This window comes from Subtercola sp. RTI3 (assembly GCF_035018625.1).
Lineage (GTDB): Bacteria > Actinomycetota > Actinomycetes > Actinomycetales > Microbacteriaceae > Subtercola > Subtercola vilae.
On the sequence record NZ_JASJXO010000013.1, the window covers coordinates 1 to 19302 of the forward strand.

At 63.2% G+C, this 19302-nt stretch carries 19 protein-coding genes; 5 read left to right on the top strand and 14 right to left on the bottom strand.

Annotation, left to right across the window (positions count from 1 at the left end):
- The 6 genes from QN358_RS07075 to QN358_RS07100 all read right to left on the bottom strand — a co-directional run.
- A partial coding sequence (locus QN358_RS07075; RefSeq protein WP_323511975.1) for a LacI family DNA-binding transcriptional regulator occupies positions 1–1064 on the bottom strand: 1064 nt, incomplete at its 3' end.
- Between the two features lie 72 nt (positions 1065–1136).
- Entirely contained in the window at positions 1137–2210 is a 1074-nt protein-coding gene (locus QN358_RS07080) for an ABC transporter permease (RefSeq protein WP_136643415.1), read from the bottom strand.
- Between the two features lie 48 nt (positions 2211–2258).
- A complete protein-coding gene (locus QN358_RS07085; protein WP_136643416.1) occupies positions 2259–3773 on the bottom strand; it encodes a sugar ABC transporter ATP-binding protein in 1515 nt (504 codons plus the stop codon).
- Positions 3774–3776: 3 nt separating this feature from the next.
- Positions 3777–4862 carry a sugar ABC transporter substrate-binding protein gene (locus QN358_RS07090; protein WP_136643417.1) on the bottom strand — a complete coding sequence of 362 codons (1086 nt, stop codon included), beginning with the start codon at positions 4860–4862 and terminating at the stop codon, positions 3777–3779.
- 145 nt (positions 4863–5007) lie between these two features.
- The gene (locus QN358_RS07095; protein WP_136643418.1) at positions 5008–6093 is read right to left on the bottom strand and encodes a nitrilase-related carbon-nitrogen hydrolase; all 1086 of its coding nucleotides are present in this window, start codon (positions 6091–6093) and stop codon (positions 5008–5010) included.
- 561 nt (positions 6094–6654) lie between these two features.
- A complete protein-coding gene (locus QN358_RS07100; protein ID WP_136643419.1) occupies positions 6655–7188 on the bottom strand; it encodes an alpha/beta fold hydrolase in 534 nt (177 codons plus the stop codon).
- A gap of 518 nt (positions 7189–7706) precedes the next feature.
- On the opposite strand from QN358_RS07100, the gene QN358_RS07105 reads away from it, so the two are divergent.
- Together QN358_RS07105 and QN358_RS07110 are read left to right on the top strand one after the other, a co-directional pair.
- Entirely contained in the window at positions 7707–8744 is a 1038-nt protein-coding gene (locus QN358_RS07105; RefSeq protein WP_201799356.1) for a zinc-binding dehydrogenase, read from the top strand.
- Between the two features lie 50 nt (positions 8745–8794).
- Positions 8795–9202 (top strand): cupin domain-containing protein, encoded by a 408-nt coding sequence (locus QN358_RS07110; protein WP_136643420.1) that lies wholly within the window; start codon positions 8795–8797, stop codon positions 9200–9202.
- 19 nt (positions 9203–9221) lie between these two features.
- Here QN358_RS07110 and QN358_RS07115 read toward each other — a convergent pair whose 3' ends face one another.
- Entirely contained in the window at positions 9222–10124 is a 903-nt protein-coding gene (locus tag QN358_RS07115) for a helix-turn-helix transcriptional regulator (RefSeq protein WP_136643421.1), read from the bottom strand.
- A 135-nt stretch (positions 10125–10259) separates the two neighbouring features.
- Here QN358_RS07115 and QN358_RS07120 point away from each other — a divergent pair, with 135 nt between their 5' ends.
- Positions 10260–11225, top strand: coding sequence for a DUF817 domain-containing protein (locus QN358_RS07120; RefSeq protein WP_136643422.1), 966 nt, complete (start codon positions 10260–10262; stop codon positions 11223–11225).
- Between the two features lie 19 nt (positions 11226–11244).
- Here QN358_RS07120 and QN358_RS07125 read toward each other — a convergent pair whose 3' ends face one another.
- The 4 genes from QN358_RS07125 to QN358_RS07140 form a co-directional block, all read right to left on the bottom strand.
- Positions 11245–11739: an Hcp family type VI secretion system effector gene (locus QN358_RS07125; RefSeq protein ID WP_136643423.1), complete on the bottom strand. Its 495-nt coding sequence runs from the start codon at positions 11737–11739 to the stop codon at positions 11245–11247.
- A gap of 26 nt (positions 11740–11765) precedes the next feature.
- Positions 11766–12314, bottom strand: a complete 549-nt coding sequence (locus tag QN358_RS07130) for an allene oxide cyclase barrel-like domain-containing protein (protein WP_136643424.1) — start codon at positions 12312–12314, stop codon at positions 11766–11768.
- 138 nt (positions 12315–12452) lie between these two features.
- Positions 12453–13847: a dihydrolipoyl dehydrogenase family protein gene (locus QN358_RS07135; RefSeq protein ID WP_136643425.1), complete on the bottom strand. Its 1395-nt coding sequence runs from the start codon at positions 13845–13847 to the stop codon at positions 12453–12455.
- Complete coding sequence (locus QN358_RS07140; RefSeq protein WP_201799357.1) at positions 13840–14667, bottom strand: bacteriorhodopsin-like; 828 nt, start codon at positions 14665–14667, stop codon at positions 13840–13842. Before QN358_RS07140 ends, QN358_RS07135 begins: the two co-directional genes overlap by 8 nt.
- Positions 14668–14868: 201 nt before the next feature.
- On the opposite strand from QN358_RS07140, the gene QN358_RS07145 reads away from it, so the two are divergent.
- Entirely contained in the window at positions 14869–15327 is a 459-nt protein-coding gene (locus QN358_RS07145; protein ID WP_136643426.1) for a Fur family transcriptional regulator, read from the top strand.
- A 141-nt stretch (positions 15328–15468) separates the two neighbouring features.
- On the top strand, positions 15469–15795 hold the full coding sequence (locus QN358_RS07150) for a hypothetical protein (protein ID WP_136643427.1): 327 nt from the start codon (positions 15469–15471) through the stop codon (positions 15793–15795).
- Here the strand turns inward: QN358_RS07150 and QN358_RS07155 are convergent.
- Genes QN358_RS07155 through QN358_RS07165 form a run of 3 tightly spaced genes read right to left on the bottom strand, consistent with a single transcriptional unit; the run spans position 15792 to position 19260 of the window.
- Positions 15792–17318: an alpha-N-arabinofuranosidase gene (locus tag QN358_RS07155; RefSeq protein ID WP_323511976.1), complete on the bottom strand. Its 1527-nt coding sequence runs from the start codon at positions 17316–17318 to the stop codon at positions 15792–15794. The two genes, QN358_RS07150 and QN358_RS07155, sit on opposite strands and share 4 nt — an antisense overlap.
- Before the next feature lie 44 nt (positions 17319–17362).
- A complete protein-coding gene (locus QN358_RS07160; protein WP_136643429.1) occupies positions 17363–18289 on the bottom strand; it encodes a carbohydrate ABC transporter permease in 927 nt (308 codons plus the stop codon).
- Complete coding sequence (locus QN358_RS07165; protein ID WP_136643430.1) at positions 18286–19260, bottom strand: carbohydrate ABC transporter permease; 975 nt, start codon at positions 19258–19260, stop codon at positions 18286–18288. Before QN358_RS07165 ends, QN358_RS07160 begins: the two co-directional genes overlap by 4 nt.
- Between the last annotated feature and the right edge of the window lie 42 nt (positions 19261–19302).

Here is a 19302-nt window from a genome sequence, read left to right on the forward strand (position 1 = left end):
AGATGTGTATAAGAGACAGGTGGCGAACGATGGGGTGGGGGCGATCGATGAGAATTGGGCGGCCCGGTGCTGTGCCTTTCGACCAGCACGGGCATAACACCGCGGTCCGCAGCATCCGTTGTGCCCGTGATGAGCGTCACGAGCCGGGCCACCGCATGACGGCCGACGCGGTCGAAATCGATGTGCATGGTTGAGAGGGCAGGAATGAAGTAGGGCGCTTCGGGCACGTCGTCGAATCCGATGACGCTCACGTCGCCGGGCACGTCGAAACCGCGTTCGGTGAGCGCCTTGATGACTCCGAGGGCCATCTGGTCGTTGGCCACGAAGACGGCCGTTACTCCCGCCGTCTCGGCCACGCGCAGGCCGGCGCGATAGCCGGAGTCCGTCGTCCAGTCACCTTCGATCACGGGGGTTGAGGTGAGACCTGCCTCGGCGAGCGAACGCTGCCACCCGGCGATGCGAGCCGTGGTGCCGAGCCAGCCCGCGGGCCCCGCCACATGGTGAACGGTTCGGTGGCCGAGCTCGAGCAGATGTCGAGTGGCGGCGGCAGAGCCGGAGACCTCGTCGGTGACCACATTTCCCGGCACGTGCACTGCTCCTGGCTCGAATACCACGAGCGGAACGCCAATGTCGAGCAGCCGAGCCGAGCGCAGCGCCGCGTCGATGGGAGCAACGATGATGATGCCGTCGACGGGCACCGCGAGCAGGTGGTCGACGGCCTGCCGCATATCGTGATCCGGGTCGGCGATCGTCACCAGACTGGTCGAGTACCCGGCCCGCTTCGCCTCATCGACGACACCGGTCAGAATCACCGAGGGGCCGTACTGAGCAAGGCCGAAGCTCACCACGCCGATCGTCAGGCTGCGGTTCGAGGCAAGGGCTCGAGCCGAGGGGTGCCGACGATAACGCAATCGCCGAATGGCCGTCTCGACGCGCTCGCGTGCCTCTGGCGAAACACTCGGATGCTCGTTGATCACCCGTGACACCGTTTGCTGTGAGACGCCCGCAAGTCGAGCCACATCGATCATGCGTGCACTTCGTTCAGCGGAGGTCGACTCGGACATGGAGCGTTCTCCTTTCGGAAGACGAGGGCTGGGTGAGCAAAGGTGGGCGAGACGAACGACAGGCTGCCGGGTCTACTGCGCTGCCGCCGCAGATCGCGAGCGACCGAAATGCGAACTGAAAAAGCCGCTGATACGCTGAACGCCGCCTGCGCTCGAGAGGAACACCGCAATGATGATGACGGCGCCCTTGATGACCAGCTGAGGCTCCGACGAGATGCCCACGAGATTCATGATGTTGATGATGGTGGCGAGTACGAACACGCCGATCACGGCGCTGATCGGGTCACCCTTGCCACCCATCAGCGAGGCCCCCCCGACGACCACGGCGGCGATCGCGTCGAGTTCATAGCCGACCCCGATGAGCGAACTGCCCTGTTGCAGCTGCGCCGCGGCGATCAGCCCGGCGAGGCCGGCGAGAAAGCCCGACAGCGTGTACGTGATCAGCAGATTGCGCGCCACCGGCAGTCCGGAGAGCCGAGCCGCCTCGGAGTTTCCGCCGATCGCGTAGAGCGAGCGGCCGAAGGTGCTGAACTTGGCCACGAGGGCCGCGATGACGGCCACGATGATGAAAATCGCAACGGGATTACGCACCCACAACCACGACCCGCTGCTGAACGCGTTGATGAACGCCTGGTTCGTGATCTGAATGAGACTGGTCGACTGGATGATGTAGCTGAAGCCCTTGATCGCGCTCATCATGGCCAACGTCGCGATGAACGGGGGAATTCGAAGCCACACGATCAGCACGCCGTTGATGAGCCCGGCGAAGGCACAGGCGGCGAGTGTGACGCCGGTCGCGAGGCCGGCGTTCATTCCCGACTGCAGGGTCAGGGCGATGATGACGGTCGACATGGCCAGCGTCGATCCGACAGACAGGTCGATGCCCCCCGTGAGAATGACGAAGAACTGTCCGATCGCAAGCACTGCGGTGATCGATGCCGCTGCGATGACGTTCTGGGCATTGCGAGCGGTCAAGAAGTCCGGCGAGACGTAGTAACCGATGATGATGATCGCCAGGAGTACCAGCAGCAGGTAGCTCTTGGGCAGCAGGTGCTTGACGACATCGAGTGCCGTGGTGGCCGGGCGGGCATCCGGTGCCTGCGGAGACTGCGAGCGGGGTGGCCCGGTCAGGGTGTTGTTGGTCATTGTCGGTTCCCTTACGAAAGAGGTGTGTATTTTCTGTGGGCGCCGGGCTCAGGCGAACTCGGAGATCAAGGCGTGGCCTTGTGGATCGATGTCGTCGTGCTCGAACTCGGCGACGACTCTGCCCCGTGCCATGACAAGCACTCGATCGCACATCATTGCTTCGGTGATTTCAGAACTAGAGATGATTACGGTTCCGCCCGCACGCGCGAAATCGCGGATCAACTCATACATGTCTTCTTTGGCGCCGACATCGACGCCTCGGGTGGGCTCGTCGCAGATAAGCAGTCGGGATGACCGGGCGAGCCAGCGAGCCAGAATGCCCTTCTGCTGGGTGCCCCCGCTCAGTGTCTTCATCGGTTGGTTCACGCTCGACACCTTCATGCCGAGGCGCTCGACCATCTGCGTCGCCACCCTCTTCTCGGCGCGCGAGTCGATCACGCTGAACCTGCTGAACATCGGCAGGCTTGCGAGCGTGATGTTTCCGGCGACGCCCATGTCGGGAACGAAGCCCTCCGCCTTGCGGTCTTGCGGCAGAAGTCCGATGCCTCGACGAATGGCGTCTCGCGGATTCTTGAAGACCATTGCTTTGTCGTCGAGCTTGATGGTGCCTCTCGACTTGCGCCGCGCTCCGGCGAGCAAGCCCGCCAACTCGGACTGACCGCTGCCGATGAGGCCCGAGATGCCGAGCACCTCGCCTTTTCTGAGCTCGAAGCTGACACCTTCGACGCGCTCGTCTTCGCTGAGGTCACTCACAGCCATTAAGACGTCGCCGGTTTTACCGGAACCCAACCGTGGGCTCCGCTCGCCGCGCAGTGCGGCGTCGGCGATCGACCCTTGCAGGCTCTTGCCTACCATGGCCGTGACGACATCGCTGGGCGTCGACGTGGTCGTGTCGAATTCCGCCGTCTTGCGACCGTCGCGCAGAACCGTCACCTCGTGGCAGAGCGAATACAGCTCGTCCATGCGATGCGAAATGTAGAGCAGAGTGACCCCCTGCTCTGCCACCGAACGCAGCACGGTGAAGAGCCTCTCGACGTCAGGGAGGGGCAAAGTCGAGGTGGGTTCGTCGAGCAGCAGCAGCCGGGCATCCTTGTGCAGGGCCTTCGCCAGCTCGACGGCCTGCTGCTCGGCTACAGAGAAGCTGCCGACCGGGCGGCGCACGTCGAGGTCGAACCCCACCCGGTCGAGGGCGGCTCGGGCACCGGATTGCATGGTGCTCCAGTCGACGGCGGTACGACCGCGTCGCGGCAGCTGGCCCAGAAAGATGTTCTCGGCCACCGAAAGCGAGGGCACCAGGCTGAGCTCTTGATAGATGGTGTGGATGCCCGCGTTCTGCGCGTCGATCGGCTCACGGAACCTCTTCAACTCGCCACCGAGGTGCATGGTTCCGCCGTCGGGCGTCTCCGCCCCCGAGATGATCTTGATCAAGGTGGACTTGCCTGCCCCGTTCTGCCCGGCCAGCGCGTGGATGGTGCCGCGCCTAACCGTGAGGTCGACCCCCTTCAGCGCTTGCACGCCGAGGTAGCCCTTCGTGATGCCTGTCAGGCGCAGTTCGTCTGGCATGGTCTACTGGCTGTCTTGTGCGCGCACGTAGGTGTCGTCGGCCTTGTAGTAGCTGGCGGCATTGTCGGGCGTCACGACAGTGGTCTTGATGTAGAGCGTCTTGTCGGGGCACTTCGTCTGATCTTTGTTGTAGGCCGCGAGCGCCATTTTGACGGCGGTCGTGCCCTGATCCCACGGCTGGTTCGATGCGTCGGCCTGCAACGGGCCGGTCGGGTCGTCTTGCATGGTCTTCACCGACACCATTCCGCCGTCGTAGCTCGCCAAGATGATTCCAGGGCCGTAGATGCCGGCCTGCTGCAATCCCTGCACAACGCCACCGTTCATGACGTCGCTCATGCTGTAGACGACCTTGAGGTCAGGGTTCGCCGTGGCGACGTCGCGAATCGGGCCGAGCGCCTGGTCGGGCTTCCACGAGCCATACTTCGTGGGCAGCTGGTTGACCGTGATGCCGGGGTCTGCAGAGACGACGCTGTTGAAGCCCTTCATGAATCCGTTGAACCGCAGATCGGTCAGAACGTCGCCGGGGAATCCGCCGATGCCGACGATTTTGATCTCACCGGTGCTGCCGAACTTCTCTACGGCCTTCTTCGCGGCCACCGCTCCGGCGAGAGCGCCAGTGGCGCCCTGGTCTTCCGCCACGTAGCAGAAGGTGTCGGGAACGAGGCTCGGGTCGAGGTTCGAGTTCACTGTGACGACGGGAATGCCTGCTGCCTTGGCGGCGGCGATCGACGGCGCGATACCGATCGGGTCGTTGGCGTTGATGACGAGAACGTCGACGCCTTTGGTGATGAGGGTCTGGATGTCGGCGTTCTGACGAACGGTGTCGCCATTCGCGTCGAGCACATCGACGGTTGCGCCGACGGAGGAAGCCTGTGACCGGCCGCCGTCGACGAGGGTCTTCCACCAGTCGCTTCCGCTGATTCCTCGCTGGCTCCAGCCGATGACGAGGCCTTTGCCGCTCGCCTTGTCTTCAGAGCTGGCGGTGGTTCCGCCCCCTCGACAACCGGTGAGCAAGAGGGCGGTGGTGGCGATTGCGGCGACGCCGACGATGACTCGTCTGGCTCGCCGATTGCGGGCGATGTTGATCATTGGTCCACTCCTTTGTGTGTCTGACCTGCAGTGCTGAGATGGTGCTGATTGTGCCGACGGAGTCGGGGAGGTACGCAGAGTGAGAAGACGTCGTAGTACCCCGAGCCGCGCCCATCGGATGCCCGAGTCGGCGCGGCTCGACGCGCTAGTCGATCGCGGTGAACACGCCCCGCTCGATGAGCAGATCGATGTTGGCCTGCCGGGTCTTGCGCTCGCGAGCGAGCCAGCCCTCGGTGGGGGCTTCCTTCAGGTACTGATTCTTCGGATAGATCGGCTTGGCGTAGATCGCTGCGTATTGCTCGGTTCGGAGGTCTTTGAACCCATTGAAGACGCCGTTCGTCTGGCGCTCGCGGCGCAGGTGATCGATGTCGATGACGGTGCTGATGAAGCTGTCGCCGGGAACGATTCCGTTCTGCTTGATGACGACGTGACCTTTGTGATCGACGATCATCGATTCGCCACCGAACAAGTCGTTGATGATGCCGTCGGGTCCGAGCTCAGGGCCGAGGTTCGGGGCCACCACGATGGCGTTGTTGAACAGCGCGTGAGCGCGGTTCTGCACCTCCCACATGCCATTCATGGTCTGCGGCTGGAAAAGCGTGGCCCGAATGATGATCTCGGCCCCGTTCATCGCCAGACCGCGGGCGATTTCAGGGTACGAGCCCTCGTGACAGATCACGTAGCCGATGTTGCCGATGTCAGGAGTCTTGGCCACGGGATAGATGGCCTGCAACGCGTCGCCGCCGCCCTTCTTCTCGACCCACTCGTCCCACAGATCGTGCGGGTTCGTAGTGCCCAAGGTGCCTCCTTCGAAGCCGTCGCTGGTGGCCTTGGCCCGGCGGTAGACCACCTCGCCCTTCGGGTCGATCATGAACGCGACGTTGAAATAGCGGTCAGGAAAGTCATCGTCGGCGACCAGATACAGCTCGGCGGCAATGTAGGTGTTCAGTTCGCGGGCGGCTTTAGCCAATTCATCGGTCTCCGGCCCCGGAATGGTACGGGCGAATTTCTTCTCCTGCTCGCGGTCGCCGGCTTTGAATGCCATGTGCATGCCCTGGATCGCCATCTCGGGGATGACCACCAGCTTCACGGGGTGACCTTCGGTCGAGGCCACGCCGACAGCAGTTCGCATGAAGCCGATGATGCGCTTCGTGTTCTTCAGTGCGTCTTCAGGCTCCACGATCGGGATCTGCAGTGGCGAGAGGGCCACAACGGTGTACGGCTCAGTCACGTCAACTCCTTCGTTGTTGGTTACGTGAGACTGATGTTAGCGCACTATCACCGTGGCGCAAGAGTTAATTTATTGAATTCAAGGCGATATGTGCGACAGAAGGGATATCAATCGACGATCTGAGTTAGCGCACTTTCACCTGACTCAGGGTCGATTCCGGCCCTGGCGCCGGGTTGCCTCGCGCCAGACGGTGTTACGCGTGCTCGACGGTTACCCGAGCATCTTTGAAACTCGGAGACACAAATGCGCGACAGGGAAAACGTCAAGGCCGGCGGATAGGTCTGCCACCTCGTTTTTAGGACATCCGATCCATTGCGTAGAGAGCGATCGATGAGCTTCAATCACTAAATTCTCTCAATACTTGAGGTAAATTTGCGCCTATAGTGAATATTTCGTCAACAGCAGCGCGGGCTGTTTGGCATGGCTCATCTGCGCAGCGCAGCGTTTAGCAAGCTGGTTTTGAACACGCATTGCACACACTTGAGCTAGAACCGAGTGGTTTTGGAGCTTCGCTGGAGACTCAAGAAGCCCGGAATTCCGGGCTTCTTGAGCGAGAGGCTGCTAGTCCCAGTCGAGGTAGTCTTCGATCGCCCAGGCGGTCTCGCCGGCGTGCGTCTCGGGAAAACGGTGACCTGCGCCTTCGACGGTGACGATGCTCACCAGGCCGGGGGCGGAGTTCTGCAGGGCCTCGCCGTTGGCCGGGGGCGTGACGTCGTCGTCGCTCGCCTGCACGACGAGTACAGGGATGCCCTCCGGTAATGCCGTCGCATGCGCTTCGACACCGAGCAGCAGCACGCCGTTCACGCGTTCGTGGTGCGCGGCCGCGGCTGCGCGTGCGGTGACTCCGCCTCTGCCGTGGCCGCCGATCCATGCACTGGCGATGTCGAGATGGTCGAGTATGTCGAAGACGTCTTCTGCGTTGTGGGTTTGGATGCGCACGATGCGGAAGTCGGCCTGCGAAACCAGGTGCGAGAGCGTCGCGAGTGCGTCAAGGTCGGCGCCTTGGTCGACCACGAGCGCGAGGGCCGGGCCCTTACCTTCAGCTGCGAACTCGATGGTTCGCCCCTGCAACTCGAAGAACTGTCTGTCGCTCATAACGCTCCCATTCGATTCTGAGTGACTGGCTCGACAAACGGGCACAGGCACCGGGAAAGAATACCCGAACGCTTCAGACCTCGTCTGAAAGCAACCATTGCGTGACGCGAGTTACTCATAACTTCGAAATGGATTTTTATGACTAACGCACTTAGTCATAATTTCGCTGCGACTCCAGCTGATGTATGGTTCGCGGCCCGATGATGGCCGAGGTGACGGCGGGGCGAACCGTGACATTGTCACCCGAATCGAGCGCCGTGCGAGCGTGACGTGCTTCGGCTCAGGGCCGCCGCGCACACCGGTGTCGCGCGCATCGATCTCGGCGAGCCCAGCGCGGGCATCTCGACGCCGTTGTTCAAGGTCAGGTTCGTAACGGTCATGTGAGTGCCGCGAGGCCGACCAGCAATGGCAGGGGGGGCTTGGCAGTACCTGCCAGCACGGGCGTCGAGGGAGGGTCTGGCAGTACCTGTCACGACAGTGACTCCCGGCGCGCGCCTCGATGGCGTGAGATGGAAGACATGAAAGCCACATACATGTTCGGCCCCGGCGACGTTCGCATTCTGAGCGTGCCCGACCCGATCATCCAGCACCCCACCGACGCGATCGTGCGCGTGACCCGCGCCTGCATCTGCGGCTCAGACCTGCACCCGTACCACTCGATGCCGACGAGCGAGACCGGCTCACCGATGGGCCACGAGCTCATCGGTGTTGTCGAACAGATCGGTTCGTCAGTCTCGACCGTGAAGAAGGGCGACTTCGTCATTGCGCCCTTCGCATACAGCGACAACACCTGCCCGTTCTGCCTCGGCGGTTTTCAGACCTCGTGCGTGCACGGTGGTTTCTATGGGCGCCCCGAGGTCGGCGGAATGCAGGCCGAACTGCAGCGCATTCCGCTCGCCGATGGCTCACTCGTCGTTGTGCCGGGCACCGTTGACGAGAAGCTCTACCCGTCGCTGCTGACCCTTTCAGACGTCTACCTCACCGGCTTTCATGCTGCCCACATGGGCCGCGTCGAAGCGGGCAAGACCGTCACGGTGATCGGCGACGGCGCGGTGGGGCTCTCGGCTGTGCTCGCCTCGAAGCAGCTGGGCGCCGAACGCATCATCTTGATGGGCCGCCACACGTCGCGCACCAACCTCGGTATCGAGTTCGGCGCGACGGATGTTGTCGCCGAGCGCGGCGAGGAGGGCATCCAGAAAGTCATGGAGCTCACAGGCGGGCTCGGCAGCCACATCGTGCTCGAAGCCGTCGGCCACATGCCCGCCTACGAGCAGGCGTACGGAATCGTTCGCCCCGGCGGCACGATCTCGCGCGTCGGCGTGCCGCAGTACGAGCAAGCCCCCATCGGATTCGCATCGCTGTTCGGCAAGAACGTGACCCTCACCGGCGGCCCTGCCCCGGTGCGAGCGTACCTCGAGCAGGCCATTCCGCAGGTGCTCGACGGCACCATCGACCCGGGCCGGGTCTTCGACCGCACCGTCGGCATCGACGACGTTCCCGCCGGTTACGAGGCGATGGATGCCCGCGAAGCCCTGAAGGTTCTCGTCACCTTCTGATTGCCCTCCATTACCACCTCACCCTCCACCAGCACCGAAAGAACCCCCTCATGAGCACCGAAATGCAGCCCAAGACTCCCACCGTCAAAGCATCGGAGGACTGGTTCACCGGCGACGTCTACTTCAACTCGTACTACGCCGGTACCGAGCCTTCCCGCACCCGACTGAACCTCGTGCGGTTCACCCCTGGCGCCCACACCGCGTGGCACGCCCACGCCGTCGGTCAGACCCTGCACGTCACCGAGGGACTCGGCTACGTACAGTCTCGGGGGGAGGCGCTCATCGAACTCCGCCCCGCCGACACGGTCTACACGCCCGCAGGGGAGTGGCACTGGCACGGCGCGACGGAGGACAACTTCATGTGCCACCTCGCTTTGTGGGAGGCGCCGACCGCTACCGGCGAACCCGAAACGGTGTGGGGCGACAAGCTGGTCGCTGACGAATACCCGACGAAGTAGACCCGATGAAGTAGACCCGCTACTGCCCGCGAGAGGCCGGCGCGGACATGTCTGACACCACCATCGCAGACGCGTGGTCATCCGTCGCGGCCCACGAGGCGAGCACCCGCAGCGCGTCTGCCGTCGGCGACCCGGCCGGTGCCGTGTAGACATTCATCACCAGGCCCGGCTCGCTGGGCAATTCCATAGACTCATAGTTGAGGTCGAGGTCGCCCACCACGGGGTGGTGCAGGCGCTTCAGCCCGCTGCGGTGGAACACCACGTCGCGCGACGCCCAGCGCTCGCGAAAGAGTTCGCTCTGTGTCGACAACTCGCCCACCAGCTGAATCAGGTCAGGATCATGCGGGTTTCGCCCCGCCTCGAGGCGCAGCATCGCCGCCGCGTCGTTGGCGATCTGGTCGTAGTCACGCCAGAATTCGCGGGCGGCAGGGTTCAGATACGTGAACCTCGTCGTGTTCACCGGTCGCCGCGCGTCGTCGAACACCGGTGAATACAGTGCCCGGCCCATGCGGTTCGCGGCAATGATGTCGTGACGGGCGTTGCGCACCCACGCCGGCGCATCCGACATCGCATCGAGCACCTGCAGAACGGCGGGGCGTACGGCGCTGGGCTTCTTCTTCGCGGGCTTGCGGGCGGGCCCGGATGCTCGGGCCAGGTCGAACAGATACTGACGTTCGGCATCATCGAGCTTCAGCGTGTTCGCCAGCGAATCGAGCACGCTCTCTGATGCCCCGGCGAGGCTGCCGCGCTCGAGGCGCACGTAGTAGTCGACCGAGACACCCGTGAGCATCGCCACCTCTTCGCGGCGGAGACCCGCGACCCTGCGGTTGCCGCCATACGCCGGCAGACCTGCCGCCTCGGGCGTGATTCGCGCGCGCCGGGAACTCAAGAACTCACGGATATCTGTACGTACGTCGCCCATACGTCAACGCTACGCCGCCTCGGTCTCGAGGGGGAGGCACTGTAACTACCTCCCATGCCAGGTCGCAGAGCAGAAATCTCGCGTCTCAGACGAGCCCCCTACGATGGTGCTTCATCGAGCAGACGGAGCCTCAGCATGCCGAACACCGAACCGCTGCCACCGCCCCCGGCAGAGAACCGTGTGCCGGGGGTTGATCCACGCTTTGTGCCCCGCACGCGTTCGGCGAACTTCACCTCGGTCGAACAGTACTTCGATGATCTGGTTCACCGCCTGCTCGACCGGCTGCCGGCGACGGGCATCGCTGGGGCATTCGCTGAATTCGTGGCGTTCGTGCTCAAGCAAGCGTGGGCCTGTGTTTTCGGCTTCCTTCTCCTTGCCGTGATCTTCGCGGCGAAGCTCTGGTATCCCGAGGGCGCTGCGCTCGCGCGCAATGACGTTTTGACCCTGTCGGCCGTTGCGATTCAGATCGGTATGATCGTCGCCCGACTCGAGACCCTGCGTGAATTGAGGGTCGTGATCTTGTTCCACATCGTGGGAACCCTGATGGAGCTCTTCAAGACCGATATCGGGTCATGGAGCTACGACGCGGCAGGTATTCTTCGCGTCGGCGCGGTTCCCCTGTTCAGTGGGTTCATGTACGCCGCAGTCGGCTCGTACATGGTGCGCGTCTACCGCCTCTTCGACCTGCGGTTCACCCGGTATCCGCGGCCGTGGCTGACCGTCGTTCTCGCCGCCCTGGTCTACGCGAACTTCTTCACCCAGCACTACATCGTCGACGTGCGCTGGGTGCTTCTCGGCGCTGCTGTGCTGCTGTATGGGCCCTGCGTCATGCGGTTCCGTGTCTTTCGGAGAACGCTCGGCATGCCCATCGTCGTGGCCTTTGCCCTCGTCGCCACGTTCATCTGGTTCGCCGAGAACATCGCGACGTTCTCACAGGCCTGGCTGTACCCTGAACAACTCTCTGGCTGGCAACCCGTGTCGGCCACGAAACTCGTCTCCTGGTTTCTCCTGATGATCATCTCGGTCGTTCTGGTGACGTGGGTCTACCCGCCACGAAGACCCGCCGAGCGGCATCTCGCCGCGACAGGCCTCGCCGCCTGAGGGTGCTCGCGCAGCGTCTCTACGAAGCCGCCACGTTGCCGACGATGTCCCACGAGAAGTCCTTCTCGGTCGGCGCCGCACCGGTTTTGCCTGGCTGGAAGTACGCGTATTTCACCTTGCCGAAATTCAACGTGACGTTTTCGGTGAAGCGATCTTCTCCACCGCTGCCAGCCATTGTCACCGAGGTGACGAGCACATCGGTGAGGGTGATGGTGATGTACTTCAGTGGTGCCGCACCGGCCTTGCGCACCAGCAGCGTCGCTGTGGGCACATGCGTTCCCTTGGCCAAGGAGATCATGAGTGCGTTGCTGGCTGAGTCGACGTACTTGGTGAACGACAGGTCTTGAAAGCTGGCTTTGCCCGCTCCTCCGCCGGCACCCATGTGGGTGGTGCCTGACTGCGACATGCCCCAGCCCCATGACAGCACGTCGATGTCGCCCAACGGGCCCTGCACCTTGTCGGCTGATTCGCCGACGATCGTTTTGCCCATGTTGATGAACATGTCTAGTGCCATTGTGTTGTCTCCTGCGGCGTCGAGGGTCAGTTGAGCGTGATGGTGAGTGTGCCGGTGCCAGAGCCGCCGGTATTCGGATGCAGCACCGCCGAGTAGCTGCCGGTTGCGCCGCTGTACCGCCCTGAGCCACCGGTTATGGTGAAAGTGCCCGTACCGTCGTGACGAAGCAGACCGGTCGCGGTGATGGTGTCGCTGCCGTCGGAGAAGCTCAACAGCTGCGTGGTGAAGCTGGCGTGGCTGTTGTCGCCGCGCTGCGGAAGAGAGAGCACGGTTCCGGAGCCGTGAATCGTGCCTGCGGTGACCGTGCCGCCATCTGCCACCAGCTCTCCGACGATGGTCGTTCGGTCATCGATGGCCACCGTTTTGTAGCCGCCGAGCTGGCGGAGGGCCGCTACGGTGAAGCTGAGCACGACGGGTTTGCGCGTCGGTGCCGGTGTGATCTCAGCGGCCTGAGCCGGCGCAGGCATCGGAAGAACGGCTCCGGCGAGTGCGAAGGCGGCAGTGGCGGCGGCCACGACATACCGGCGGCTGACTCCCGCTTTTGGCTCGGAGGGATTGCGGGCGACATCATCCATGACGATGATCCTTTTGTATTCACTTGAAGTGCGCCCGATGATCAGGCAGCCCGCCCCCGGAACCCCCGAGCGTGTCAAATGTATGGTTACAGCGTCACGAAGTACAGACTCCCGTTCAGGGGGTAGAACGAGCGAGAATCAGTTCGCGCCGACGAGAAGCGCGCGTGCAGCGATGCCGATGATGGCGCTGTATGTCGGGTAGGCAAAGCGCACGTTCGCCAGCGTGGAGACGTCGACGCCGGCCGCCATCGCGGTGGTGAGCGATTGGATCACCTCGACGGCGTTCTCGCCCACGGCGTGGGCCCCGAGAATCAGTTCGCGCCGACGGTCTGCGACGAGCTTCAGAAAACCGAGCTCCCGGTCGTCGATGACGGCGCGGTCGAGACTCGAGTATGGAATGCGCACAACGACACACGAGGCGTCGCGCTCGCGAGCTTCTTCTTCGGTGAGCCCCACTCCGGCGTAATCGGGGTCAGTGAACCCGCCGGCCGGCAGCAGCTGGTGCGGAGTTCGCCGGTTCGCGCCCAGTACGGCGTTCTCGGCGGCCGCCTCGCCTTCGAACTGGGCTGCCTGCACCAGCATGTCGCGCCCGTTCGCGTCGCCCACGGCGAAGATGTGGGGTACGACGGTGTGAAAGTACTGGTCGACCGGAATGGACGAACGCGTCACCTCGATGCCCACCTTCTCGAGCCCGAGGTCGTCGACATCGGCAGGCCAGCCGGTGGCCATGATCACCACGTCGAACTCGTCGTCGACCGCCGATCCCTCAGCGCTCCACGTCAGAGTGATCGCCCCAGTGGATGCCCGGGCAAGGCTTCGCACCGCATCGATGCCGGTCCGCACGGTGATGCCCTGCGCCACGAACGCCTCGGCGACGACGGCCGAAATCGACTTGTCTGATGCCATCAGCACGCGAGGAGCGAGGTCGAGCAGGGTCACCGCCGAGCCGAAAGCGCTGAACACCGTGGCGAGTTGCGCGCCGGTGTTGCCGGCGCCGATGATCGCCACCCGGCGGGGGAGTGCCGGCAACGTCAGAACGTCTTCGGGAACGGTCGCGAGGGCGGCGCCCGGGATGGGGAGTCGCCGTGAGTGCCCACCCACGCAGATGATGATGCGATCGGCGGTGATGATGCGACCACTGTCGAGCACGAGGGCTGACTCGGTGACGAACCGGGCTCGGCCTTCGTGAATGAGGTCTATTCCGGCCTCGGCGAACCGCACTTCCTCACTCTTGAGGGAGCGTACTTTCTCGACCCGCTCTTCGACGCGGGCGACAGTCGCGAACCAGTCGATCGCAGAGACGTCAGCAGGGATGCCGTACACGCTCGCATGGTGCACGTCGCGAATGAGGCGGGCCGTCTTTGCAAGCACTCGGGTGGGCACGCATCCGGTGTTCACGCAGGTGCCACCGAGTCGACCCGCTTCGAGCACGACCACGCTCGCACCGAGTTCTGCTGCGCGAAGGGCAGCGGCCGTGCCGGCCGGGCCGGCCCCGATGACGGCGACGTCGTAGTGCAGGTCACCCTCACGCATGGGTGGGTGCGGGGGCCAGAGGTTCGCCTGTGGGCAGTTCGACCTTCGCAAATGCCGGGTCGTCGTCGTACGACTTCATTTTGGCGACCTGGAAGATGATCAGTGCATAGACGGCCTTGGCGAGGATGTCTGCGAGAGAGTAGCCGACCTGCTTGGCGACCCAGGCATCCGCGCCGCTCAGGTTGAGCAGGGGCAGGAGGTACGCGACGGGGTAGACGCCCCAGCTCAGCAGCAGCAGGAAGCGCAGGCGTGAAAGGGTGCCGCGCACCGCGGCGGGCTGGTGTTCGAGCGATTTGCCCAGCTCGGTGAAGAGGATGAACAGGATGTACGCGAAGGGAATCGTCGACAGCAGGCCGAACAGGCCGCGGAGGCCATTGTCGCCGCTGATCTCACCGGGGTAGCCGAGGGCGATCATCAGCGCGGCGGCGGGCACCAGTCGCACGAGGAGGTGACGCTGAACCTTACGGGCGAGGGCCAGAACGGCGATCAGCTCGACGAGCAGCAGCGGCACGGTGAGCAGCCAGTCGACGTAGCGGTAGCCCTCGTTGAAGCCAGCCCCGGTGGCTTGGCTGTAGTCCCCGGTGCCTCCCACCGAGGGAGTCACGAACGCCGAGGTGAACGAGTTGAAGATACGGAAGTAGTGGTACGTCGCGATGCCGCAGACGACGATGGCGACCGTGATCGCCTGTCGGTAGCGGGGCAACACCCGCGGAAGCGAGACGAGCAGAAAAAGCGCGGTGAAGAGCATTGAGGCGATCACGAGGGAGAGAAAATTGTAGACGGTTTCAAACTGGCCGTGGCTGAGAACGTTCGGTATCACTGTGCTCCGATGGGCAACGTTGAGGGAAGAACGGGAAGTGCCTTGCACTGTAGGAAGGTGAAAGGTGCCTGTGCTCATGTCATCTGAATGCGGCCGGAGTAAGAAGGCATTGACAGAAGATCACCAACCATCTCTCGAAGCATGTCGTCGCCGATTGCCGTCATAATTTGGTTTTATCAAAACAACTGCTATGGTTTCGATATGACGTTTTCTACTCCGGCGGTACGCGAGGTTCTGGCTGACCGTATTCGCGCTGTGGGTCTGAAAGTCACCGCTCCTCGCTTGGCCGTTCTGCACACCCTGCAGAACGCTCCGCACTCCAGCGCGGAGCAGGTGTTCGCCGGGCTCCGCGAGGAGCTTCCGGGCACCTCGACCCAGGCGGTGTACGGGGTTCTGACCTCGTTCACAGCCGCCGGGTTGGTTCGGCGTTTCGACCCGGCCGGGTCTCCTGCGCTCTACGAGTGCCGCGTCGGTGACAACCATCACCACGTGGTCTGTGTGCGCTGCGGTGACCTTCGAGACGTCGACTGTGTCATCGGTGAGGCACCGTGCCTCACACCGTCAGACACGTCAGGTTTCAGTATCTTCGCCGCAGAGGTCACCTTCACCGGGCTCTGCGCTGACTGCCAAGCGGCTGTCGCCGAACTCGAGGCGAGTTAGCCCCAGAACCGTCACGGTTCTTCCCCTCAGGCACCCGGAATGGCTCGGGTGTTGCTGATCTTTTCGTGGCGCCCGCACATACCCAGCGGGCGCCACGAACCACCCTTTTTTGTCGACCCACCCAACAGAAAGTACCCACTCATGACGTCACCCATCTTCACCATCCCGACCACGACCGGCCGCACCCGCATCAGCCCCCGCACCCGTGCCGGCGTCGCCGCGAGCATCCGGCGTTCCACCGGTCACACGCAGACCGGTGTGACCGGTGCTGCTGAGACCATCGGCAGCTACATCACCGGCACGAGAGCTATCGCGGCAGACGCCGCTGTGGTGGGTGGCTACGTAGCCTCGACCAGCTACACGAACGTCTCCGACCGCATCCGCGGCAGCTACACCAGCATCGGCCAGGCCGTCTCACGCACCACCAGCGAAGGCACCTACGTCACGCACGCGGCAGCGATTCTCTAGGCTGCTGGCAGCGCCCCCAGCGAAATGGCCGTCCACGACACGGCGGGCAGCGTGATCATCAACACCCCATCGGTGATGCTGGCCGATTCGTTCGGGCTCGGCGTCACGCGGGTCTGGTCGACGAGGGTGTTCGTGGCGTAGATGTCGTCGTCAGCCAGCGTGTGCGTCTCGAGAAGAGAGACCGTGCCGAGGTGGCTGACATCGATCGTGATCTCTGAAGCGGTTCTCTGGCTGCGGTTGACCAGGAAGATGGCCGTGCGACCGGTTTCGTCGTCGTGGGTGGCCACCGCATCGATGATCGGAACCTCGCCGTAGGTCGTCGTCTCGTACGTGTCTGAGCTGAGTTTCAGCTCGAGCGCGTCTCCGACGGCGAGCCGTGACGTGAGGGCGAACGGGTAGAAGGTCGTTTGGCGCCAGACATCGCCGCCCGGTTCGGTCATGATCGGCGCGATCACGTTGACGAGCTGGGCGAGAGAGGCCGAGGTGACCCTCTCGGCATGCTTCAGCAGCGAGATCATCAGGTTGCCGAACACGACGGCATCGAGCACCGAGTAGTTGTCTTCGAGCAACCGGGGTGCGGTGGGCCAGCTGTCGATCTCGGTGATCTTGTCTTCACTGTGATACCGGCGGATGTACCAGACGTTCCACTCGTCGAACGAAATGTTGATCTTCTTGGTTTGGCCGAGCTGTGCCCGCACCGCATCGGCCGTGGCGACCACCGACTCGATGAAGTGATCCATGTCGACAGCCGAGGCCAGAAAGCTCGCGGTGTCGCCGTCGATCTCCTCGTAGTAGGCGTGGCAGGAGATGTAGTCGACGTCTTCGTAGGTGTGCTCGAGCACCGTGTGCTCCCACGCGCCGAAGGTCGGCATGTGCGCGCTCGAACTGCCGCACACCACCAGTTCGACGCTGGGGTCGAGCTGGCGCATGGCCTTCGCGGTCTGCGAGGCGAGCTTGCCGTAGTCTTCTGCGCTGGTGTGCCCGAGCTGCCACGGGCCGTCCATCTCGTTTCCGAGGCACCACATGCTGATGGCGTGGGGTTTCGGATGCCCGTTCTGCACCCGCGCGTCTGAAAGTGCGGTGCCCGAGGCGATGTTCGCGTACTCGAGTACATCGAGTGCCTCGAGAACACCCCGCGTGCCGAGGTTCACGGCGTACATCATCTCGCTGCCGGTTTTTTCGAGCCAGAGCGCGAACTCATCGATGCCCACCTCGTTGGTCTCGGTTGAGTGCCAGGCCAGGTCGAGCCGGGTGGGGCGCTCGCTGCGGGGCCCCACGCTGTCTTCCCAGCGAAAACCGGAGACGAAGTTGCCGCCGGGATACCGGATGGTCGACACACCGAGTTCGCGAACGAGTTCGATGACGTCTTCACGAAAACCGTTACTGTCGGCGGTCGGGTGGCCGGGTTCGTAGATGCCGTCGTAGACGCATCGACCGAGGTGCTCGATGAACGATCCGAAGATGCGGCGATTGATTCGGCCGACCGTGAAGTGCGGGTCGAGGGTGAGGTGGGCGCGGGGCATGAGACTCTTTCGTCGAAAAGGGGGTGTCGAAATGGCGGGAAGGGCTATTTGAGGCTGCCGATGGCGAGCCCGCCCTGCCAGTACTTCTGAAGCGTGAGAAACGCGATGACCAGGGGAATGATCGACACGAGCGAGCCGATGATGATGAGGCCCCAGAGCGAGACCCCGCCGCTGTTGTTGGCCGAGGCCTGGCCTTCCCAGAGCCCCAGCCCCACCGTGATGGGAAACAGTTTGCTGTTCGAGAGCATCGCGAGAGGCAAGAAGTAGTTGTTCCATGTGGCGACAACCGAGAGCAGCAGAACCGTCACGAACGCCGGCCGAAGCAGAGGGAACGCGACTTGGAAGAACGTTCTGATCTCACCGGCGCCGTCAACACGAGCAGCGTCGAGCAGTTCATCCGGAACCGCATTGCTCGTGTACACGCTCATCAGGTACACACCGAAGGGGTTCAGCAGCGAGGGCAGAATGACGGCCCAGATCGTGTCAGTCATGTGCACGTTCGAGAGCAGGATGAACGTGGGAATCACGAGGGCAGTCAGGGGCACCATCACCGAGCCGAGCAGCAGCGAGAACATGAGGCGGCGGCCCTTGAAGTTGTACTTCGCGAACCCGTAGCCAGCGAGTACGGCGAGCACGGTTGCACCGAAACCGCCGGTCAGCGCGTACAACAACGAGTTGCCGAGCCAGTGGATGTAGATGCCGTCGTTGTAGGTGAACAGCTGCATCAGGTTGGGAATGAAGGCAAACGTCTTGTCGAACCACAGTGCGCCAGAGGTGCCGTTGAACAGCCCGCCGACGTCTTTGGTGCTCGCGACGACCAGCCACCAGATGGGGATGAGGAAGTAGAGAATCAGCGCCGTCAGAAAGAGGTAGGCCAGGCTGTTGCGAGTGCTGAACCGCGAGGCTGGTCGCCGGGTTCGTGACGATGAAGCGCGTGCGGAGATTCGCGAGGGGGTGCGTGCAGTGGTCATTTGAGGATGCTTCCGCGTTTGCGTGTGGCGAAGAGAAAGATGTAGACGGCGATGAAGACGATGATGCCGAGTGAGAACGAGATGGCCGAGGCGTAGTTGAAGTTCGCGTAAGCGAACGCCTGGTTGTACGCGTACATGTTCGGCGTGAAGTCGGGCGTGATCGCACCGTTCGACACGACCTGCAGCACTTGCGGTTCTGTGAAGAACTGCAGCGTGCCTATCAGTGCGAACACCAGAATCAGCAGCAGTGCTGAGCTGACCATCGGTACCTTGATACGAAAGGCGATCTGGATCGGGGTAGCCCCGTCGATTTTCGCCGCTTCGTAGATGGTGGGGTCGATGCCCTGCAGCGCCGCGAAGATGATGATCATGTAGTAGCCGGCCCACTGCCACGTGACGACGTTCATGAGGCCGCCGAACACGTTGTCGGGGCTGAGCGGCGAGATGGCCGATGTTCCGAACACCGATGCGATGTTCTGCAGCGGGCCGAACGTGGGGCTGTACAGAAAGCTCCACATCAGGGCGCCGATCACGGCGGGAATGGCGTAGGGCAGAAAGATCATCAGTCGGGCGAACTTGGCGTAACGGCTCGTGAGCGCATCGAGCAGCAGGGCTGCCGCCAGCGAGACGAACATCTGCACGGGGATGAGCACAACCGCGAACCGGATGACGAACCACGCGCCTTTGAGGAACGACGGGTCGGTGAACGCCTTGACGTACTGGGCGAGCCCGGTGAAGGTCGTGCCGGTGGCGAGGCCCTTCGTGAACAGGCTCAGATAGAAGGCGTAGGCCAGGGGCGCCACCAAGAAGATGGCGAAGATGACCATGAACGGAAGCACGAACATCCAGCCGGCGAAAGAATGCTTGCGTTTCGCGGCGCCTCGCTTGAAGCTGCGGGCGCGAAGGGGTCGAACCGCGGGTTCGCGGGGTACTGCGGGGGCGGGCAATGCCAACCCGACTGAATCTGCCATGGGGTGTGATGCTTTCGTCGAGAGTGCTCGGCTTCACGGTGC